The sequence below is a fragment of the Shewanella gaetbuli genome, from assembly GCF_023284065.1.
In the GTDB taxonomy this organism is placed as follows: domain Bacteria; phylum Pseudomonadota; class Gammaproteobacteria; order Enterobacterales; family Shewanellaceae; genus Shewanella; species Shewanella gaetbuli.
Window position 1 is genome coordinate 1 of record NZ_JAKIKP010000011.1, and the last position, 20,800, is coordinate 20,800.

A 20,800-nucleotide genomic window follows, 5' to 3' on the forward strand; every position below is an offset into this window, starting at 1 on the left:
CAGAGCCAGAGCCAGAGCCAGAGCCAGAGCCAGAGCCAGAGCCAGAGCCAGAGCCAGAGCCAGAGCCAGAGCCAGAGCCAGAGCCAGAGCCAGAGCCAGAGCCAGAGCCAGCCAAAGCGAACCAATTACCCCAAGCAGGCAGCTGGGCAAGTGACGCCTTTAAGCAATTAATTGTTGCAGCCAATGCAGCAGAAACAGAGTCACAACAATTTGAGGCTTTATCGAATGTTATTGCTCACTGCTATAAAATGCGCAAACAGGCCGACTATTGCCAATATGGTGCCGCATTACAGCATGAATATGTCGGCTTGTTTGAAGCGTTATATCAACAAGACAAAGCGCAGTTTGTTGATAGCAAAGCCACAGGACATTTACACTTAACCACCTTGTTAAATGACACAGAACAATTTGATAGTGCCATTAACTTGTGTGAACACGCCCTTAATAGACAATTATCAGATGGCACCGTTACTGGGTTTGAAGGTCGCAAAACCAGAATTGAAAAAGCGAAATTAAAAGCGAGTTCATGATCAACTTAAGCTAATTTCGAGTATCATAATGTAATCATAAAGCGGACATCAGTCCGCTTTTTTGCTTTTGTATAAAGGAATCGTCATGGCTGCCCAACCACGCGTTAAATTTTTACTTCCCTTCGCGCTAGCAACATTCATGTTAACTGGCTGCATTAAAAGCCCAGAGTGGACATTATTTTATTTTGCAGACACCCCAAATAAAACAGACTTAAGCCTTAATTATGATGCTATTAAAGGTTACTACAACACCTTAGAACAGTGCCAAGCTAAAGGCGCAGGAATTGTTAGAATTCAAGGGGTTGAAATTACTGAGCAAGTTGACTTTATTTGTGGGCAACAATGCCAAATCGCGGATGACAATCAAGTCAGTTGTAGTCAATTAGTCAGTGATAAAGATTTTCTAAAGCAGTTGTAGTGGCAATTGCCGACATTATGAAGCTAATTACAGGGAAAGCTTATGCGCTTTAAACAGGATTTTTTTGAGCAATTAGACGGTTTTTACAGTCAAGTTTATCCGCAACCCATCTCTAACCCACATTGGTTGGGTTGGAGTGAAGACGCCGCGCAATTAATTGGCCTAAGCCAACCTAATGATGAATTGCTAATGCAATTGTCGGCAAATCATGCCGCACCCGGTGCGAGTTATTACGCACAAGTTTATAGTGGTCATCAATTTGGTGGCTATACACCAAGGTTAGGCGATGGTCGGTCAATTATTTTAGGTGAAGCCATTGGTCCTCATGATGCTTGGGATGTTGCTTTAAAAGGTGGCGGCCCAACGCCCTATTCAAGAATGGGAGATGGCAGAGCGGTTATGCGCTCAGCGGTACGAGAGTTTTTAGTTTCTGAAGCGCTTGCTGCGCTAAATGTGCCCACCACTCGTGCATTAGCGGTCATTGGCTCGGACTTACCGGTATGGCGAGAAAGTCAGGAAACCGCTGCCATTACTGTACGCTTAGCTAAAAGCCACATTCGTTTTGGCCATTTTGAATACTTCAGCTATACCCAACAAGGTGATAAAACCCAATTAACTCAGCTGGTGGACTTTACCATTCAACAGCACTTTCCCCATTTAACAACTGATAAAGCGGGTTACGTACAATGGTTTAATGAGGTGGTGGCGGCCACGGCTAAAATGATCGCCCATTGGCAAAGTGTTGGCTTTGCACATGGGGTCATGAATACCGACAATATGTCGATTATTGGTGACAGCTTTGACTTTGGCCCTTTTTCATTTTTAGACACCTTTAAAGAAGACTTTATTTGCAACCATTCTGATCATGAAGGCCGTTATGCTTTTGGTCAGCAACCCGGTATTGGTTTTTGGAATTTACAACGTTTGGCACAAGCCCTTACGCCATTGATTGATTCAGATGATCTAATTAATGCATTGAATCAATATCAACGTCATCTTGTTGACCAATATCTGCAATTAATGGGGCAAAAAATGGGCTTGCCAAGTTTTGAATACAATCAACAACAAGTAGACAAAAAACACCTTGATGCAGCACAGGCCGAGCAGCAAAAACAAGATCTCGCGTTAATTGGTGAATTCACCACCATGCTAGAAAAAAACCAATTAGATTACACTAACAGCTTGCGCCAATTCGGCCAGCTTGACCCAACATCTACCCAGTCAAGCTTACGTGATGATATGCAAGACACCGTCAAATATGATGAGTGGTTTGCCGCTTATCAGCTTCGTGTTGGCAAGCTGGCTGATATTAATCAATGGCAGCAAGCACGTAATGCCGTTAACCCCAAATATATTTTACGCAATTATTTAGCTCAAGAAGCCATTATCGCCATAGAAGAGCAGGGTGATAACACTAAGCTTGAGCAACTTTATCAATTATTACGCCAACCGTTTGCTGAGCAACCAGACATGCAAGACTTTGCCAAACGTCCACCTGATTGGGGACAAGGGCTCATTATGTCTTGCAGCAGCTAAATGAGATAAAACATGAAGTTACACTCCGCCACGTTAGACCGAGATAATTTATCGCTGATGATCAGCGCTGAAATCGATTTTGAACATTTTGAACAGTTTGCCGAGCCACTTGCCGCCGCTTTAGACTGCAGTATTGGTGAGCGCCAGTGGGGAGCCGACCGCCACCAATGGTTACTAGATTTTGAAGGTAGCCAATTATGGCTGCATTATGAATTTTATGGCGATATTTGCTGGATAAGTACCAAACGAGCAGACGAGTTTGATGTGCTTGAGTATTTATATGGTTTGCTAACACCCTATGTTACACCAACTAATAGGTAACAAAACGCTATGAGTGAGCAAGCAACTGAGTTTCATTATCAAGATTTAACCCCAGACTTAATTTTAGATGCCATCGAAAGTATTGGTGTTTTTCCTGAAACAGGTTTGTTGGCGTTAAACAGCTATGAAAATAGGGTATACCAATTTAGGAGTGATCAAGCTAAACGATATGTGGTGAAGTTTTATCGCCCTAACCGTTGGAGCAATCAGCAAATTCAAGAAGAACATGACTATTCTATTGAGTTAGCTGACAACGAAGTGCCCATTGCCACCCCTGAACAGATTAATGGTCAAACATTACATACATTTAAAGGGTTTCGTTTTGCCCTGTTCAAGTCTATTGGTGGACGCCAGTTTGAAGTCGATAACCTTGACCAACTAGAAGCAGTAGGGCGTTTTATTGGACGTATTCATCAGTATGCATCGCAAAAACCTTTTGCCCACCGTGAACCGCTAACCCCTGAAATTTTAGGAGTAGAGCCCTTAGCTTTTTTAAAACAAAGTGGCATGGTGGAAGGGGCAATAGCCAATGCGTTTTTTACCGTGGCAGAGCAGGTACTTGATAAAGCTATGGCTGTTTGGCAAACCCAACAGTTTCCCTCTATTCGGCTGCATGGTGATCTTCATCCTGGTAATATTTTGTGGACACCAGATGGCCCTGGATTTGTTGACTTAGACGATGCCAAACAAGGCCCAGCGGTACAAGACATTTGGATGATGTTAACGGGTGACAGACAGCAGCAAGTGTTACAGCTAGATACCTTGTTAGAGGGCTACCAAGAGTTTGCTGATTTTCAAATGTCACAACTGACACTAATAGAGCCATTACGCGCTTTAAGAATGTTGCATTACAACGCATGGTTAGCAAAACGTTGGCAAGATCCCGCTTTTCCAATGAACTTTCCATGGTTTGGTGATATCAAATATTGGGAGCAACAAACTCTGGCTTTTAAAGAGCAGTTATCAGCGCTAGATGAAGCCCCTTTGAGTTTGTTTTAAGCTGGCTTTATCTTGCTGAACTTTGATCTAAAAAGGTTAATTAAACTTAATATTTGCTGGTCGCGGTAAATTGTTACAAATACAATCCAGTGAATATTGTGAATTTTTTAATGTTGCAGTTAATATGGCGACATTGATTTTATTTAAACAAAAATGCGTTTTGCAAAAGGAACTACGATGAAAAAAGCACTATTAATGGCAGCGGCATTATTATTTATACCGTTAGCGGCCAATGCTGCAGACTACAAAGAAGGTGTTCATTACACCGTTATTAATGATGGTCCTGGCACTGCCAAACCAGAGATTACTGAGTTTTTCTCGTTCTTCTGTGGTCATTGTTATAATTTCTCAAAAACCGTTATCCCAAAAATTGAGCAAACTATTCCTGAAGGTGTTGCTTTCAAGCAAGCTCACGTTGAGTTTATTGGTCGTGAAATGGGTGTAGAAATGTCTCGTGCATTTGCTATTGCTCACCAGCTAAAAGTAGAAGATAAAATTGAGCCAGCCATATTTTCTGCTATTCATGATAAAAAGCAGAGCTTCACTAGCTTAAAAGATCTTCGTTTACTGTTTATTGCTAACGGTGTTGAAGGTAAAGATTTTGATGCCGCAGCCAATTCATTTATGGTGAACGCGCAAATGTCTAAAATGAAGCGTGATACCACCAATGCAAAAATCTCTGGCGTACCGTCATTAGTTGTTAATGGCAAATACCGTGTAGAAACGGGGGCGATTAAGTCTTATGACGAGCTATTAGATATCGCTTATTACTTAGCTGAAAACAAAAAGTAATCCACTAACAAGGGGCGCCATTATCTCAATATTTGAGGGTGACAGTGGTTTAACACTCATGATTGAGTTTTATGATTAAAGGAGCTTCGGCTCCTTTTTTGTGGCTGATAGCTTGTTGAGACGGATGCTGTTGGAAACTCATCAATTTTTTGCAGGCAAAAAAAAACCGTACGCTTAAAAAGCTGTACGGTGTCGAGCTAAATAGCTCTTTATACCCTGAGTAACGTTTAAGATAATAACAAAGTGTCAAAAAATTGGCAAGCGGCATTTTTATGTCGCATTGTGTTTTTTTTGTTAAAAAAGTTTAAGTTGATGCAACTTTTGCCATGTTCAATGGTCAAAATGTTTGCTAATAATAAGTCATATTTTAATGGCGAAATTTTTGATAATCGTAATAGGTTGTCAACAAAGCGCTTAAACTTGCTTTAAGGCTAAGAAGTTAACATTGGAAATATTAAAAACAGCAAAACCAATGAAGGAGGCCCTATGAGAATGTTTCCTGTTTATGCCCCAAAATTAATTGTTAAACATGCCAGGATTTTTTTGACTGGTGTGATATGGGTAAAAGATTTAGGTCAATTAGAATTCAATAAAGGACGATTTGTTGCCCATAAAAAAAGCCTACCTAAAGTGAGGCAGGCTGTTTCAGAGTTAAATGCACTGATAGAGTCATCACAGCATCAACAAGCGGTATAACGCCGAGCATTAAACTTCGCTATTCAATAAACCAACAAGGCCGTTGACCTTATCACTCCATGAGTTAAGGTCTTGCTGCAATTGTTGGTTTTTTTCTGTTAGTTCATTATTCTTTTGCTTCTCTTCTTCAAGCTCCATTTTTAGTAGCTCAATATTTTCAAGAGTCGCCTGGATCTTGTTTTCCAGTTGGGACAGTAATTCAAGGCTCATGGGGAGTCCTAATGGTTTCTATATGGAACCTTGATTCTATCAGCGACAGGCCTCAGTGGAATAGCCTTTATCGTCAACTGAACAAAAAATAGTCAAAATTTAATACTATTTTTGTGTTGAGGGATGATATTGCTGTTTAAGGTGGCTCACTATGAATAAAATCATCATTGAGCATCTGGTGATTTTGCTATTTTTCATGATACTTTTTAGCAATTAATCGTTAATTTATCTTAGTAGCAATCGAATATCAGTATCATTAAGCCGATGTTGGTTAGGATTTCAAGTTAGAGCATTACGGCATGCTTTATGGCTCCCCTTAATTGGTGAAATCAAATGGTAGCAACACAGTATCATTTGTTAAGCATTGCTAGCGTTAACGGGATTATAAGTATTGTTACGTTGAATTGACGTCAATGACACAACAAAACATGACGGTTAACTTGACTTTATTTACGGCTCTCCATAGTCTTCAAGCTCAGTTTTTAAGGTGGTATGCAATGGATATAAAATATAATTTAAAACCCGCGTCAGAGCGCCGCACTGAGCAGTTTACACCCGAAGGTAATGTAGGCTTTGGTAAACTGCGTACTGACCATATGTTTTTGATGGATTACCGTGACGGTCAATGGTGTGATCCGCGCATTGTGCCTTATGGCCCTTTTGAAATGGCACCCGGAGCCATGACGCTTCATTATGGCCAATCAATTTTTGAGGGCGCAAAAGCCTTTATGCATGATGATGGCGAAATTTACACATTTCGTTTAAATATGAATGCTCAGCGTATGAACCGTTCTGCAGATATTGTGTGTATTCCCAATATTGATGAGCAAATGCAGTTGGACGCTATTAATGCCTTAATTGATGTTGATAGAAACTGGTTCCCTATGCAAGAAGGGGCATGTTTATACATTCGTCCATTTATTTTTGCTACCGAAGACCGTTTATCGGTTAGTCCAAGCCAGCAATACACGTTTTGTGTCATGTTAAGTCCGTCTGGAGCTTATTATTCTTCAGGTGGTGTTAACGAAGGTATTCGCTTATTGATTACCACCAAGTTCCACCGTGCAGTATCGGGTGGCACTGGCGCGTCTAAAGCCGCGGGTAATTATGCTGCGTCTTTACGAGCAGGTAAGGCTGCGGCTGAATACGGTGCAGCACAAGTATTGTATTTAGATGCCAATAACCAACAGATTGAAGAAGTTGGTGCAATGAACCACTTCCATATCTTAAAAGATGGCACCATTATTATTCCTAAATTCACCGATACGATTTTGCAGTCAATCACTTCCAAATCGATTCTAGAGTTAGGTGATATGCTAGGCTGTGAAGTTCGCCAAGAAACCGTAATGCTTGATAAGTTTATTGCCGACATTGAGTCTGGTGAGATTATTGAAGCCGGTGGTTTTGGTACGGCGGCGGTGGTTTCACCTGTGACGTCATACATTTTTGAAGATCATCGTGTTATCACCGTGGGTGACGGTAAAGTTGGCCCACATATTCAAAAAATCTATAAGGTCTTTACCGACATTCAAAAAGGGCTAACTCAAGGGCCTGAAGGTTGGGTTAAACGGGTAGAGCGTGTCGCGCCTTAAAAAGTAAGCCTCTAATTTAGAAAAATAAAATCCGCCAGCTTAATTAGCTGGCGGGTTTTTTTATCGCGCATATTGTTATGTCACAAGCTATGAAGGCTGAGGCGTTTTTTGAGATACAGGTGTTTTTATTTTAGTCAAAGAGATTAGGTGCTAAAGGGGTAGCACGGCGATTGAGAGTTGAGGGAGACCGCTATCACTAGCAAAACGTCGAGGTTTTATGAATGTGAATAGCGGGCCAAAGTTAATTTGGCCTAATGCTACTAGGTGCGTAAAGAAACTACGCTAAAAACTTTTCAATAGTACATTGAATATCAGAAGGTGATATTGGTTTTGTGAGATAGCTATCTGCACCGACTCTTTTACCAAATTCTTGGTCGCTTTCTTCCGTTAAGCTACTGATCACCACGATAGGAATATCTGCGGTTTCGGGATTACCTTTGAGATGCTTAATGACCTGATATCCATTAATATTTGGCATGTTTATATCTAATAAAATTAAATCAGGATGCATGTTGATTAATAATTCAATTGCAGCAGAACCTGAATTAGCTGAGACAACTCGGTGTTCATCTCCCAATATTGCTAATAAGATACCTGTGCTGACTGGGTCGTCATCAATGACCAAAATTTGCTTACTATTCATATTGCTTACCTTTTGAAGTGGTTATGTTAGTGTAAGTGATTAGTTTAAAATTGCTAATGCTTTTACCGTTAAAGTCTCAGAGTAAGCATTGATTTTATGGTGCTCTGGACTCCAGCCTTTTAAAAAACGATGAAAGTCCGCCCAAGCAATCTCATAGAGTGAACGCCACGATTTAACCAGCTCATCAGCATTGATCTCAGGATGGTATTGGTTAACGCCTAATTTTAACTGATCAAAATAATAGTTCAAATATTGCTCGACTTGAAGCTCAAGTTGTTGATAAGTGAGTTCAAAAGGCAGCACGCTACTTAAAAAGTATGCGATATCTTTCATGCCACAACCTTGGCCAATATATTGAAAGTCTACCGCAGCGGCTTGTTGATGATCATCGCTGAAGCAAAAGTTAGCCAGTTTTGCATCACCGTGCACTAAGGTTTGAAACTGGCATTGGTTTAACTTGTTATCTAATTGCTCTGCTGCATTTTTGAGTGCTTTATCGTCTAATGCCACTAACTCATCAGGGCGGGTATTTAAATGCCAATAAGTGCCTATTGGCCAAAGCCCGTCGGCTGAATGATGCATAAATTGCCCGTGAAAATGCCCAAGCCATCGTAAACAAGCTTTGATGCTGGTTTCATTTGGCGTTTTTACTAATGCACTAAAACCACAGGTAGCGAGATCTTGTAGAATAAGTAACACACCAGAGGCAGATTGTTCAACATATAAGCATTGTGGAACAGCACAATTATCTGCACATAACTGGCTAAAATGCTTGTACCAATTGACTTCAACTTGATATGAAAATAGTTTGCGTGAGTGTGAAAGCTGAGAGTGCCAGCCCTTAGGGTGTAAGTTCTGCTCTGGAAAGCGAATATGTTTTACGATAACAGATGAATAAGAGCATCCTTCAAGATGAACCCTAATGAGCTCTCCATAATGACTCCACAATGGTTGAATTAATTCAATGTTAGTCACTTTTTGAGCCGGTAATACGCTAAGTATTTTTGCGGTCAGTTTGTCATTCATATCCGATGTTATATCTCTTATAGCTGTAATTAGCGGGAGGTTATCTTTTGCAGTTTACCTGCTTTTATCGAACGCTACAGTTGAAATGTTTTGTCACAGCGGGTGTATTACGCAATATTGATTACTGTGTTAGGTTATATGTAACATTCAATTAACCTCTTGCCTTTATGATTAATCGTGCTTTTATGTCCAATACCAAATACGCGACAGTCGTTGCGGCGCTATTGACCTTTGCAACGGGGTCTTTTGCCAGTGCATCTAAATTAGCTGACAGTGTTGAGCAAGCAATGCCTGAACTTAACGCGCTATATTTAGATTTACATCAGTCACCTGAGTTGTCGTATCAAGAGAAAAATACCAGTGCCAAAATGGCGAAACAGTTGCAAGACTTAGGGTTTAAGGTCACTGACAATTTTGGTGGCTATGGTGTTGTGGCGATTTATGAAAATGGCTCTGGGCCTACGGTGATGATCCGTGCTGACATGGATGGTTTACCTATTGTTGAGCAAACAGGAAAGCCCTATGCCTCTGTTGTCACAACCCTAGATGAACACAATAACACCGTTGGCGTAATGCATGGCTGTGGCCACGATATTCATATGACTAGCTTAATTGGTACCGCTCAACAAATGGTGCTTAATAAACAGCAATGGCAAGGCACATTAATGATGGTCGCTCAGCCAGCCGAAGAAGTGGGTGGCGGCGCTAAAGCGATGTTAAAACAAGGGTTATATCAGCAATTTTCAACGCCCGATGCCGTATTGGGTTTACATGTGAGTGCTACCATTCCTGCTGGGCAGGTGGGTGCGATAAGTGGTTATGCGCTGGCAAACGTTGATTCTGTGGATATTCATATTAAAGGTAAGGGTGGGCATGGGGCATATCCACATACCACCATTGACCCTGTGGTGTTAGCAGCAAGAACCGTTATGGCTCTGCAAACTATTCCCAGCCGAGAAGTGTCTCCCCTTGAACCAAACGTAGTCACTGTCGGCTCAATTCATGGCGGTTCAAAACACAATATTATTTCTAATCAAGTGACATTACAGTTAACTTTACGTTCATATAATCCTGAGGTTCGACAACAACAAATTGCCGCCATTAAACGGATAACCAAGGGCATAGCTATTAGTGCAGGGTTATCTGATGATTTATTACCCGAGGTGATAGTGCATGATGATGAGTCTATTCCATCCACCTACAATAACCCAGAGCTTGCCGCCAAAGTAAAAGCCAGTATTGAGGCTGAAATAGGCCAAAACAATGTTCAAGTTGCGCCACCAGTAATGGCGGGTGAAGATTTTGGTTTATTTGGTCGAACCGCTGAAAATGTCCCTATAACCTTGTTTTGGTTAGGGGCGGTCGAGCCAAAAACGTATCAACAGAGTGTTGAATTAGGGCATACCTTACCTTCATTGCATTCTAGTCAATTTGCACCAGATTATCCGTTAACCATTAAAACGGGAGTGAGAAGTATGACTCGTGCGGCCATTGATGTGTTTAATCATAAGTAACCTGAGCTGCGCATAACAACTTGCTTTCTAGAGCCTATTTTTACTGATAACTGCGTTAAATTTGTTTGCAATAGGCTAGCTATTGACGCACAAATTTGCCTTGTTCTAAGCAAAAATACCTCTCTAGAAATGCATTTTAAAGTAAAAATATTATAAATCAGTATATTAGCTAATTTCTTATACGCAGATCAGGTTAAGTAACAACAATATGTTATCAGAGGAAGATTTTAACGCATTAGTGCAGGCTAAGTTGCAACTGGAAAACCCCGGTTTAGCGGCTAAGCTGACGGATTATTTAGGCGCACCTATAGAAAAAGGCTTTGCGCTACTGCCTAAAAGCATTAATACCACCGTAAGCCAAGTGACTCAGGCTGCACTAATGAAAGCCTGCCAAGTGGCTTTATTTACCTTAAAAGATAAGCCAGGAACAGAGTCCTCCAATAAATTACACAAACTTGGCGCAGCACTCAGCGGCAGTGTTGGCGGATTTTGGGGGTTAAGTGCTATAGCTGTTGAGTTACCGGTATCAACTACCATTATGCTGCGGTCAATTGCAGATATAGCCAGAAGTGAAGGGGAGATAATCACTCAAACTGATGCCCAATTAGCGTGTTTGTCTGTGTTCGCACTAGGAGGAAATTCAGATAAAGATGATAGCGCAGAACAAGGCTATTTTGCCGTTAGAACCGTATTGGCTAATACCATTGCTGAAGCCGCTGAATATGTTGCCAGTAAAGGTATATCTAAAGAAGCCGCGCCGGTATTAGTTAAATTAGTCGCAATAATTGCGGAACGATTTGGAGTGCAAGTGACTCAAAAAGTTGCTGCACAAGCAATACCCGCATTAGGTGCAGCGGGCGGGGCGATTATAAACACCTTATTTATTAACCACTTTCAAGAAATGGCTCGCGGGCACTTTGTAATAAGAAGGCTAGAGCGGTGCTACGGCAGTGAACTAATTCGTCAGCAATATGAGCTTATTGAAGCTCAGTGACATCATTTTGTAAGGACTACAATTCCAATGAGATTGAACTCTATATTAATCCCCCTTGTATCTGGTTTAGCAGCCTTAAGCACACTATTTACAGGTTCCGCTAAAGCACAAGAGAAACTGACTTTTTTAGAATACACCATTGAAGCTGATATCGAGTTAGTTCAACCGGCTTTTTCGGCCAATATTCTTGATAATGAGGGCAATGAAATTATTGCTATTGGCGTAGATGGTAAGTATCAACGTTGGCTATATATTTATGGCTTTAGTAACGACAAGTTGGTGTTATTAGATAAGCAGCCATTAAGTCATGACTTATATCGTTATGATGTTTATCTTCCTGACGAACTTACCGATAAACGCCAGCTTCAAAAACTGTATTTTTTAAGTGCCGATAGCCTATGGTTTTATCAACCCGGTCATGCTGTTTTAGCCTCAGTAGAGAACCAACCCACAGTGAGCGAAATAGTGAATATTGCACCTATTAGCTCAATCACTTTAGTACCTCAAGCTGATTTTATTTCGCGGGGGCAATTTGTTAAAGATATTAATAATGACGGTGAAGGCGATATCATTATTAGTGACTTTAAAGAAGTCCACTTAATGTTATCTCAGCCTGGCTCGTCAGCTGCAATACCTAACTTTACTCGCCAGTCTTTACCTTTATTGCCCATTATCGAGCTGACTAAAAGTGGAGCAGAATATAGCCGCCCTGAATTGCACATAACAGATACCAATTTTGACGGTAAAGACGACATTATTAAGGTGGGCGAGGGATTATTAGAGGTTTACACCCAGTTAGACAGTGGTTTGTTTACCAATAGTGCTAATTACATTTCTGTTAGTCAGCCAATTAGTGGTGTTGATTGGTGGAATAAACGGGATATCTACGGGCGACAACTGGATCAAAGTGATTTGATGTACCGCAAAGTAGAGAAAATAGCCGACATTAATGCTGATGGCATTACCGATCTTGTGGTGCGATATACCAAAAGTAGTGGTGTGTTTGATCGCAGCAATGACTATGAAGTGTATTTAGGGCAGAACAAAGATAACGTGTTGTTTTTCCCACGTGAAGCCAATAGCGTTATTCGGGCAGATGGCACATTAAGTGGACTTAACTTTGTTGACCTCGACAGCGACGCTAAGTTAGAGGTGGTGGTATCAGGGTTTGATATTGGTATTTCGCAAATTATTGGGGCGCTATTATCCGGCAGCATTGATCAAGACGTGTATGTTTTTAAAATGAATGACCAATATATTTTCCCTAAATCAGCCAACTTGACTCAAGAAGTTGAATTAAACTTCAGCTTAACTTCAGGGCAAAGTGGTGAGCCTGTTGTGAGCTTAGGTGACTTAAACGGTGATGGCTTTAAAGAGTTAATTCTGTCTGATGATGAAAAAAGCTTGAAAATATATCAGGGCAAAGCAGGGGCTAGCCCTTTTGTAAGCCGTAGCGATGAGTTGAAGTTTGCCTTACCTACAGAAGGTTCAATGGTGAAGTTGACCGACATTAATCACGATGGCAAAGATGACCTGCTGGTGCATTATGGCCGTCAGGACGACAAAGCATTACAGCGTAAAGTGTTGGTGTTTATAGCTCAGTAAAAATAGCTCAGTAATTATTTCCAAGTAACAATGGTTCAGTAATTATTACTCAGTAACCATAGCTCGATAAATGTTATCGAATAATGATGAATGATTTTTTAAGCGCGTAACTCATGTTTACGTGTTTTTTTTCATTATTTTAGCTGATTTTTCACCTGCAATTTAGCGAAAGCTTAAGTTGATGTAGATCAAACAACTGCATATTTGTCGCAAAAATTCCTTTAGCTTTACACCGTAAAGAGTAGACTAACTTAAAACATGTAATTTTAATGCATGATTAAAAATAAGCTATTTATAGGAGCCTCGTTATGTTTTGTGTGCAGTGTGAGCAAACAATTAGAACCCCCGAAGGAAACGGCTGTAATTATTCTCAAGGTATGTGTGGCAAGTTAGCGTCTACATCAGATTTACAAGACTTACTGATTTATATGCTGCAAGGCGTTTCTGCATATGCTGTGAAAGCAAGAGAGTTCAATATTGTGGATGGCGATATTGACACTTTTGTACCGAAAGCATTTTTTGCCACATTGACCAACGTAAACTTTGATGATGAACGTTTAATTGATTACGCAAGACAAGCACAAACATACCGTGAGCAATTAAAATCAGCTTATGAGCAAGCCTGTAAAGAAAATGGCGTTGAAGCAGAAGTGATTGCTGCTCAAGGCACTCTTAACCTTGCAGCTACTAAACCTGAGTTATTAGAGCAAGCACCTATTGCATTGCCAAATCGTGGTGAGGTTCATGAAGATATTTTAGGCTTAAGACTACTTTGCTTATACGGCTTAAAAGGTGCTGCAGCTTATATGGAGCATGCAAGAGTGCTTGATCAAACCGATCACGAAATTGCCGCTGAGTTCCATCAAATTATGGCATTTTTGGGTGAAGATTCAGTTGATGTCGACAAGCTGTTTAATACCGCCATGCAAATTGGCCAATTAAATTATCGTGTTATGGCCATGCTAGATACCGGCGAAACTACTGCGTTTGGTCACCCAGAACCAACGCAAGTGAATACTAAGTCAGTAAAAGGCAAAGCGATTTTAGTATCAGGCCATGACATGAAAGACCTAGAGCTAATATTGCAACAAACAGAAGGTAAAGGCATTAATGTCTTCACCCATGGTGAAATGTTGCCTGCTTTAGCGTACCCAACATTTAAAAAGTATTCACACTTAGTGGGCAACTACGGCAGTGCTTGGCAAAATCAGCAACAAGAGTTTGCCACTTTCCCCGGTGCAGTGGTCATGACATCTAACTGTATTATTGACCCAAATGTAGGCAACTATTCTGACCGCATTTTTACCCGCAGTATTGTTGGTTGGCCGGGAGTTACCCATATTGAAGGTGAAGATTTTAGTGCAGTAATTGACAAAGCCCTTGAGCTTGAAGGCTTTAAGTATGATGAAATTCCGCACATGATCACCATTGGCTTTGCGCGCAATGCGTTAATGGCCGCAGCGCCTACAGTAGTTGAAAACGTTAAAAATGGCGCGATTAAAAACTTCTTCTTAATTGGTGGCTGTGACGGTGATAAAGCAGAGCGTAGCTACTTTACTGATTTAGCGACATCAGTACCAGATGACGCCATTATTTTAACCCTAGGTTGTGGTAAATATAAGTTCAACAAACTTGAGTTTGGAGACATCAATGGCGTGCCACGCTTATTAGATGTGGGTCAATGTAATGATGCTTATTCAGCAATTCAATTAGCGTTAGCGTTAAAAGATATTTTCGACTGCGACATTAACGAGCTGCCACTTCACCTAGTGTTATCTTGGTTTGAGCAAAAAGCCATTGTGGTATTGCTGACGCTGTTATCGCTAGGAGTTAAAAATATCCGTACTGGTCCAAGTGCGCCGGGTTTCTTAACTGAAAACTTAGCAAAAATCTTAGAAGAGCAATTTGGACTTCGTACTACAACTGACGTGGCAACAGACTTACACGCCATGATTAACAAAGCAGCTTAAGCGGGTGGCATAGCGATAATAGCCTCAAGGTTATTATCGCTTTTTTCTGTTTAATTTTTATCAAATAGGTAACTTATGAGCACATCAGGATTTTCATTTTCATCGGCATTAAGTGCTGCTCAAGCAGAAAAAACATCAGCAGAACCTGTCACAACGCCACAAACTTCTCCCTCAATAACGGCAAAATCTGATGCGGTTAATAAAGAGAGCTCAGCAAAAGGTGGTTTCTCATTTTCGTCAGCCTTATCATCAAAACAAAGCCAACAGGCCTCTCCAGCTAAACCAGTAGTGAAAACTAGCACAGGCTTTTCATTTTCAGGGGCATTAGCCAAACAGCAAACCTCACAAATTCAACGCCCTCAAACGCAAGTTGATCACGCTAACACTTTAGCTGCAGAGGAGTGGCAAGTGGGTGAAGTCACGTTACGGTGTGTTGAAAAGTGGCAAGAAACTCACGATGTCACTAGCTTTAGGTTCCAAGGCATCGAGCCCGTAAAGTTTAATTACAAACCGGGGCAATTTATCACCTTTAAATTGAACATTAGTGGCAAGCCCGTTTATCGTAGTTATACCATTGCCTCTTCGCCTTCTAGGCCTTATTCGTTAATTGTTACTGTGAAGCAAATTCCAGGTGGATTGGTGTCAAACTACTTAGCTAAGCAGTTGAATGTTAATGATGACGTTACCGTTACAGGGCCTGCTGGCGTATTTAACCTTGTAGACATAAAAGCACAGAAGTACCTATTTTTAAGCGCTGGTAGTGGGGTAACACCCATGCACTCAATGTCGAGATGGTTATGTGACACAACCGTAGATAGCGACATTGCTTTTGTACATAGTGCTCGCTCTGCTGAAGATATTATTTTTGCTGATGCAATGGCCAGTATGGCGCAGCGTAGTAGCCAGTTTAGTTTAAGTTATGTATTGGAAGATGATGCAAACACTCAGGCCTTAACCAAGCGCTATGCTGATACCCAAATAGAGTCAGGGCGATTAACTATTGAAAAGCTTGTTCAATTAGTACCAGATTACCAAAGCAGAACTGTATTTATATGTGGGCCAAAACCTTACATGGATGCAGTGAAAAGTCTGTTAGTGACCGCTAAATTTAATATGGATAACTTTTACCAAGAAAGTTTTGGTGATGGGCAAACTGCGGTGTCTGCGGCACTAAGCACAACGACATTAAGCCCTGAGCAACATAAGGCTCAAGGGGGCTTTATGTTGAAAATTGCTGATAAAGATATTCCATTAGGTGCAGATCAAACCTTACTGCATGGCATAGAGTCAGCCGGGCTTCCTATTATTGCGGCCTGTAGAAGTGGGGTGTGTGGTGCGTGCAAATGTAAAGTGACTCAAGGTGAAGTCAACAGTACTAGCCAGATGACACTGACGGCAGAAGAAATTGCTCAGGGGTATGTGTTAGCGTGTTCAACCACCATTAAGTCTGATGTGCAATTATCATTGGGCTAATTCTAAAGTACGATTTTACTCATTGACAACAGCCTGCTTTAAGCAGGCTTTTTTTTAATCAAAATTTTATTGTTATTAAAGTGTTAAATAATCAGTAGCATTGCCGATATACTTATGTTGTAGTAAGAAAGTTTAATAATGACATCAGCAAAGGGGCTAATTAATGACACTGAAAACAAAAATAATACTATTTGCCTCATTTTTATTTGTGTCTAGTTTAGGCATAGCATTTGGCGGGCTACATGCGTTATCTGATTCTAGCCACAGCGACAATATCGCCCGCATTAACCAGTTGATGAGAAGCACCGCCAATATTGTCGCGCAGTTTGAACAATTTCAATTATCAGGTCAATTGTCAGAAGAACAGGCAAAAGCCTTAGCGACCCAAGTGTTGCGTGAAAATAAATATCACGATTCAGAATATGTTTATGTGGTTGATAATGAAATGAACTTCATCGCAACACCCCATGATCCACAACTTCACGGTACCAGTTTCAACGACTTTACGGATGCTAACGGCAATAGTGTCGGTCAAATGGTGCAGCGTTTAGTTGGTCAACAAACTGACAAAATTATTACCTATGAATGGACATCCATGCGAGATGGCACCATCGTTGACCTTACTTCAGTTGTGCAACAATCGGCTCATTGGCATTGGTATGTGGGCACGGGGATTAGTTATGCAGAAGCTGACGCCCGATACTGGTCAGTTGCCAGCGGCTTATTAACCTTTGCTATCATTATTGGGATAATTTTAACCTTATCTGTAGCCAAATTTGGCGTTGATTTAGGACGTGCGTTAGGGGCTGAAATTACTGAAGTACATCAATTTGTATTAAGTGTTTCTAGAGGGGATTTACGCCAACAAGCCGCGTTTGCCAATGCCCATAAAAATAGCGTAGTAGGAGCGATGAATTATATGCAAATCGGCCTGCAAGGCGTGGTGAAAGGGATAAAAAGTGCCACAGATGTGTTGCACTCACAGGCAGATGGTGCGGCTAAACGCTCTAATGAATTAGATCAATTAACCCGCTCTATGCATGATGAAACTCAAATGGTTGCTTCAGCCATTACAGAATTAACCGCTTCGTCTGCCAATGTGGCTGAGCATGCTAAGCAAGCGGCTGATTCGGTCAATGCCGCTGAACTACAAGGTATTAGTGCGCATCAATTAACCCAAGAATCAGCACAAACCATTTCACTACTAGAATCACAGATAGAAAGTGCCGGAAAAAATATTCAAGTGCTTGATGATGAGGTGAATAACATTGCCAGTGTGCTACAGGTGATACAAGGCATTGCAGAGCAAACTAATTTATTAGCCTTAAATGCGGCTATTGAGGCTGCTAGAGCTGGAGAACAAGGTCGTGGTTTTGCGGTTGTTGCCGATGAAGTCAGACAACTGGCTCAACGTACGCAGACAAGCACCGAACAAATTAAGCAAATGATCGATAAACTGCAACAAGCCACGCAAGATGCTAAGTCATCGGTGAACCAAAGTATGGTGACCAGTGAAGAAACGGTTGTTAAATCTACCAAAGTGTCGGATGAGCTTAAAAATATTGCTCAATCATTATCTGATATCGCCTATATGAGCCAGCAAATCTCCGCCGCGGCGACTGAGCAGTTAGCGGCGGGCGAAGACTCTGCAAAACGCATCGTGTTAATTGCTGATACCGCAGCTCAAACGAATAAAGTCTCTGAACAAGCCAATAATGTCAGTGAAGACATTCAACATCTCACTGCAGATTTAGAAAGTGAGATTAAAAAGTTTGAAATTTAAAGGTATAAAAAAGGCAGCTTAATCGCTGCCTTTTGTTTATTTCATTAGGTTATAAATTAACCCATAAAGCTTAAATAGCCCTGTAAAATAATGGCATTCACAATATCAATAAAGAATGCGCCCACAATCGGCACCACCATAAAGGCTTGAGGTGAAGGCCCAGTTCTTGAAACTAATGCCCCCATATTCATTACGGCAGTAGGGGTTGCGCCCATACCAAACCCACAATGTCCTCCAGAAATAACGGCGGCATCATAGTTAGAACCCATAACTTTGAATGTTACAAAGTAAGCAAATAAACCTAAAATAACCGTTTGTGCCATCAGGATAATCAATAGTGGGATAGCTAAATCAAAAATCTCCCACAGTTTTAAGTTCATTAACGCCATGGATAAAAACAACGCTAACGACACGGTTCCTAGCACATCAACCGACTCACTTTTAATTTTGTAACCTCGTGACACTTCGGTAATGTTGGCAAATACAACACCAAAAAACAGGGCGTAGACGAAGTCAGGCATTTTCATCCAACCTAGGTTGTATTCAGCCACAAAGTAGCTGGTCCATTTAGCGCCAGCAACACACATCAGCATTATAAATAACACTTCAAGTATACTTTTAGCGGTAACTCGGTCTTCTTCTAACTGATCGTAAGTGACTAAGTCTGGATGATCAGTATGGTGATTGCCGCCAACACCGTATGACGATACTAAGTTGTTTTTACTAATAATGCGCTGAGCAACGGGGCCGCCAATAATGCCGCCCATGACTAAACCAAAGGTGGCCGCTGCCATGGCAAACTCTAACGTTTGAATGCCATAGTCTTGTTCAAAGGTTTGGGCCCATGCTGCCCCGGTACCGTGGCCGCCGGATAAAGTTATTGAACCCGCAATTAAGCCCATTATTGGCTCAAGTCCCAACGCAGAAGCTAAACTCACACCTACGCCGTTTTGGATAATAATATAAAGTGAAGCGACTCCTAAAAATAGGAAGACCTTGGCACCACCTTTCATAAGTAACTTATAACTGGCCGCTAGACCTACAGAGCTGAAAAACATCAGCATTAGGGTATTTTGCATCGATAAACTAAACTGCAACCCAATTTTGTTGAAGTGTAAAACGGTAATAACTGCAGCAACAATTAAGCCACCTACAATGGGTTCTGGAATATTGTATTTTTTCAAAAAAGGCACTTTACGGTTAACACCGTGACCAATAAACAATACCAAAATAGCAATGATGAATGATTCGAGTTCACCGATTGAATAAACAGAATTCATAGGACTCCTTAACAATATGAAGGCAATTTGACTTCAGTAATCCCTTACTGATGAATGCTTAGGTTTTATATTAGCTTATTAGTATAACGTGAACTGGCCATGATGAAGTGAACAATTCGACTTTTGTTGTGTAATTGTTACTGCTCAAGCCGCCTAAGCGCGTTCAGTTTACTGAGTTATTTACCTTAGTTTATACATACCTAGGTAAATGTTGTTTTTTCTGGGGTGTTTACAGCTGGGTTTAACGCTTTTTTAACGGAGGGGTTTAGTTGCTAACTAATTTAAGCGGGTAGCGCTTATTTGCTGCTAGAAGCAGCAAAGCTACCTGTTTTATAGGTAGCTTGCGACTAAATATGAAGTAAATTAGTACGTTAATCTACCAACTAAAGAGCACTAAAGTAGGCTTTTAATGCTTTTAACCTCACGGTTGCGGCGCCAATAATATCCATAAAGCCCAATGCCGGATGAGGTTTAGCCGCTGATACCCATGCTGATCCTGTTGCACCTAATGGGATGTCGTATCCTGCTGGTTCATCAAATTCAATTATGATAGTTCGTCCGTGTGTACCCCCATTTTGACCAACATGTTGGCTAACGGATTGAGTATTACCTCGCACTGATATTTCGGCTTCTCCGGTATTTGAGGTAACACTATTTACTCGGCCTCTGAAAATTTCTCCAGGGTGAGAGTCGACATAAAACTCAGCAAATTGGCCTTTTTTAATATGGCGATATGTTTGGTCACTTACACGCATTTCAACAAATTTCTTGTTGGTGTTATAGAGGTACAAATTCCCTAGTCTAGAGCCTTGGGCAATATTGACTACCCCAATGACACCGTCAAATGGCGCGACAACGGTATTGCGTTCATTTAACCATTCTAGTTGATTAATACTCGCGGTGGTGGCTTCAGCTTCGGCCTCGGTTGCCATTAACTCTGACTCGCCACGCTCGATTCTTACTAGTAAGTCATCACGTTCCATTTCAGCACTATATTCGTTTAATTTAATTAAGCGTTGATAGTTTTTATGATCTAACGCTATTTGCTTTTTAATGCTTTCTGACTTGTGATAAATGGCATTTAAAGTCGATTTCAAACTGTTAATCTCTTCTTCAGAGTCTTTAGATTCTAAGGTATAAAGCACATCGCCTTTTTTGACCTTTTGGTTATGGGTGACATAAATGTCTTTAACCTGCTGCCCAATTAATGGGCTTAATACGGCATGTGGCGCTTTGACCGTTGAGCTGTCGGTTAAATCTGCCGGTGACCAAAATCTGTGAGCGGTAAATAATATGAAGGCAATAGTGGCACCAATACTAATACTGATCACCGCGTTACGCAGTGTCCATCTAATTACGCCCATTTTCACCAGTAACCACACAATAAAAATATAAGGGATCATTATTTCTTTCATCGT

The 20,800-nt window shown here is 41.0% G+C and carries 18 protein-coding genes and 1 pseudogene; 14 read left to right on the top strand and 5 right to left on the bottom strand.

Going from position 1 to position 20,800, the window contains the following annotated elements:
- The 7 genes and pseudogenes from L2672_RS13410 to L2672_RS13440 all read left to right on the top strand — a co-directional run.
- Positions 1–530: pseudogene (locus L2672_RS13410) on the top strand (hypothetical protein); the annotation flags it as partial.
- 85 nt (positions 531–615) lie between these two features.
- Positions 616–948, top strand: a complete 333-nt coding sequence (locus L2672_RS13415) for a hypothetical protein (RefSeq protein WP_248996349.1) — start codon at positions 616–618, stop codon at positions 946–948.
- A 42-nt stretch (positions 949–990) separates the two neighbouring features.
- On the top strand, positions 991–2,484 hold the full coding sequence (locus L2672_RS13420) for a protein adenylyltransferase SelO (protein WP_248996350.1): 1,494 nt from the start codon (positions 991–993) through the stop codon (positions 2,482–2,484).
- Positions 2,485–2,496: 12 nt separating this feature from the next.
- A complete protein-coding gene (locus L2672_RS13425) occupies positions 2,497–2,805 on the top strand; it encodes a DUF3630 family protein (protein WP_248996351.1) in 309 nt (102 codons plus the stop codon).
- A gap of 9 nt (positions 2,806–2,814) precedes the next feature.
- A complete protein-coding gene (locus L2672_RS13430; protein ID WP_248996352.1) occupies positions 2,815–3,804 on the top strand; it encodes a serine/threonine protein kinase in 990 nt (329 codons plus the stop codon).
- 177 nt (positions 3,805–3,981) lie between these two features.
- Positions 3,982–4,596, top strand: a complete 615-nt coding sequence (locus L2672_RS13435) for a thiol:disulfide interchange protein DsbA/DsbL (RefSeq protein ID WP_248996353.1) — start codon at positions 3,982–3,984, stop codon at positions 4,594–4,596.
- A 486-nt stretch (positions 4,597–5,082) separates the two neighbouring features.
- Positions 5,083–5,292: a DUF1107 domain-containing protein gene (locus L2672_RS13440; RefSeq protein ID WP_248996354.1), complete on the top strand. Its 210-nt coding sequence runs from the start codon at positions 5,083–5,085 to the stop codon at positions 5,290–5,292.
- Positions 5,293–5,301: 9 nt separating this feature from the next.
- On the opposite strand, the gene L2672_RS13445 is transcribed toward L2672_RS13440, so the two are convergent.
- Positions 5,302–5,502: a cell division protein ZapB gene (locus tag L2672_RS13445; protein WP_248996355.1), complete on the bottom strand. Its 201-nt coding sequence runs from the start codon at positions 5,500–5,502 to the stop codon at positions 5,302–5,304.
- Between the two features lie 497 nt (positions 5,503–5,999).
- Here L2672_RS13445 and L2672_RS13450 point away from each other — a divergent pair, with 497 nt between their 5' ends.
- Positions 6,000–7,094 (top strand): branched-chain amino acid aminotransferase, encoded by a 1,095-nt coding sequence (locus tag L2672_RS13450; protein WP_248996356.1) that lies wholly within the window; start codon positions 6,000–6,002, stop codon positions 7,092–7,094.
- Positions 7,095–7,371: 277 nt separating this feature from the next.
- On the opposite strand, the gene L2672_RS13455 is transcribed toward L2672_RS13450, so the two are convergent.
- Positions 7,372–7,737, bottom strand: coding sequence for a response regulator (locus L2672_RS13455; protein WP_248996357.1), 366 nt, complete (start codon positions 7,735–7,737; stop codon positions 7,372–7,374).
- Between the two features lie 39 nt (positions 7,738–7,776).
- A complete protein-coding gene (locus L2672_RS13460; protein ID WP_248996358.1) occupies positions 7,777–8,763 on the bottom strand; it encodes an ecdysteroid 22-kinase family protein in 987 nt (328 codons plus the stop codon).
- A gap of 185 nt (positions 8,764–8,948) precedes the next feature.
- Here L2672_RS13460 and L2672_RS13465 point away from each other — a divergent pair, with 185 nt between their 5' ends.
- From L2672_RS13465 to L2672_RS13490, 6 genes are all read left to right on the top strand, one after another.
- Positions 8,949–10,277, top strand: coding sequence for a M20 metallopeptidase family protein (locus L2672_RS13465; protein WP_248996359.1), 1,329 nt, complete (start codon positions 8,949–8,951; stop codon positions 10,275–10,277).
- A 208-nt stretch (positions 10,278–10,485) separates the two neighbouring features.
- Positions 10,486–11,271: an EcsC family protein gene (locus L2672_RS13470; RefSeq protein ID WP_248996360.1), complete on the top strand. Its 786-nt coding sequence runs from the start codon at positions 10,486–10,488 to the stop codon at positions 11,269–11,271.
- Positions 11,272–11,298: 27 nt separating this feature from the next.
- Entirely contained in the window at positions 11,299–12,876 is a 1,578-nt protein-coding gene (locus tag L2672_RS13475) for an FG-GAP repeat domain-containing protein (RefSeq protein WP_248996361.1), read from the top strand.
- Between the two features lie 308 nt (positions 12,877–13,184).
- Positions 13,185–14,846 (top strand): hydroxylamine reductase, encoded by a 1,662-nt coding sequence (gene hcp / locus L2672_RS13480; protein WP_248996362.1) that lies wholly within the window; start codon positions 13,185–13,187, stop codon positions 14,844–14,846.
- A gap of 75 nt (positions 14,847–14,921) precedes the next feature.
- A complete protein-coding gene (locus L2672_RS13485) occupies positions 14,922–16,319 on the top strand; it encodes an FAD-binding oxidoreductase (RefSeq protein WP_275975047.1) in 1,398 nt (465 codons plus the stop codon).
- Between the two features lie 163 nt (positions 16,320–16,482).
- Complete coding sequence (locus L2672_RS13490; protein ID WP_248996363.1) at positions 16,483–18,102, top strand: methyl-accepting chemotaxis protein; 1,620 nt, start codon at positions 16,483–16,485, stop codon at positions 18,100–18,102.
- A 56-nt stretch (positions 18,103–18,158) separates the two neighbouring features.
- Here L2672_RS13490 and gltS read toward each other — a convergent pair whose 3' ends face one another.
- Positions 18,159–19,382, bottom strand: a complete 1,224-nt coding sequence (gene gltS, locus L2672_RS13495; RefSeq protein ID WP_248996364.1) for a sodium/glutamate symporter — start codon at positions 19,380–19,382, stop codon at positions 18,159–18,161.
- A gap of 383 nt (positions 19,383–19,765) precedes the next feature.
- Positions 19,766–20,797 carry an HlyD family secretion protein gene (locus L2672_RS13500; RefSeq protein ID WP_248996365.1) on the bottom strand — a complete coding sequence of 344 codons (1,032 nt, stop codon included), beginning with the start codon at positions 20,795–20,797 and terminating at the stop codon, positions 19,766–19,768.
- Between the last annotated feature and the right edge of the window lie 3 nt (positions 20,798–20,800).

Excerpts from the sequence above, each read along its gene's own strand:
- L2672_RS13415 (WP_248996349.1), top strand. The coding sequence starts at position 616 with ATGGCTGCCCAACCACGCGTTAAATTTTTACTTCCCTTCGCGCTAGCA.
- L2672_RS13420 (WP_248996350.1), top strand. The coding sequence starts at position 991 with ATGCGCTTTAAACAGGATTTTTTTGAGCAATTAGACGGTTTTTACAGT.
- L2672_RS13425 (WP_248996351.1), top strand. The coding sequence starts at position 2,497 with ATGAAGTTACACTCCGCCACGTTAGACCGAGATAATTTATCGCTGATG.
- L2672_RS13430 (WP_248996352.1), top strand. The coding sequence starts at position 2,815 with ATGAGTGAGCAAGCAACTGAGTTTCATTATCAAGATTTAACCCCAGAC.
- L2672_RS13435 (WP_248996353.1), top strand. The coding sequence starts at position 3,982 with ATGAAAAAAGCACTATTAATGGCAGCGGCATTATTATTTATACCGTTA.
- L2672_RS13440 (WP_248996354.1), top strand. The coding sequence starts at position 5,083 with ATGAGAATGTTTCCTGTTTATGCCCCAAAATTAATTGTTAAACATGCC.
- L2672_RS13445 (WP_248996355.1), bottom strand. The coding sequence starts at position 5,502 with ATGAGCCTTGAATTACTGTCCCAACTGGAAAACAAGATCCAGGCGACT.
- L2672_RS13450 (WP_248996356.1), top strand. The coding sequence starts at position 6,000 with ATGGATATAAAATATAATTTAAAACCCGCGTCAGAGCGCCGCACTGAG.
- L2672_RS13455 (WP_248996357.1), bottom strand. The coding sequence starts at position 7,737 with ATGAATAGTAAGCAAATTTTGGTCATTGATGACGACCCAGTCAGCACA.
- L2672_RS13460 (WP_248996358.1), bottom strand. The coding sequence starts at position 8,763 with ATGAATGACAAACTGACCGCAAAAATACTTAGCGTATTACCGGCTCAA.
- L2672_RS13465 (WP_248996359.1), top strand. The coding sequence starts at position 8,949 with ATGTCCAATACCAAATACGCGACAGTCGTTGCGGCGCTATTGACCTTT.
- L2672_RS13470 (WP_248996360.1), top strand. The coding sequence starts at position 10,486 with ATGTTATCAGAGGAAGATTTTAACGCATTAGTGCAGGCTAAGTTGCAA.
- L2672_RS13475 (WP_248996361.1), top strand. The coding sequence starts at position 11,299 with ATGAGATTGAACTCTATATTAATCCCCCTTGTATCTGGTTTAGCAGCC.
- hcp (WP_248996362.1), top strand. The coding sequence starts at position 13,185 with ATGTTTTGTGTGCAGTGTGAGCAAACAATTAGAACCCCCGAAGGAAAC.
- L2672_RS13485 (WP_275975047.1), top strand. The coding sequence starts at position 14,922 with ATGAGCACATCAGGATTTTCATTTTCATCGGCATTAAGTGCTGCTCAA.
- L2672_RS13490 (WP_248996363.1), top strand. The coding sequence starts at position 16,483 with ATGACACTGAAAACAAAAATAATACTATTTGCCTCATTTTTATTTGTG.
- gltS (WP_248996364.1), bottom strand. The coding sequence starts at position 19,382 with ATGAATTCTGTTTATTCAATCGGTGAACTCGAATCATTCATCATTGCT.
- L2672_RS13500 (WP_248996365.1), bottom strand. The coding sequence starts at position 20,797 with ATGAAAGAAATAATGATCCCTTATATTTTTATTGTGTGGTTACTGGTG.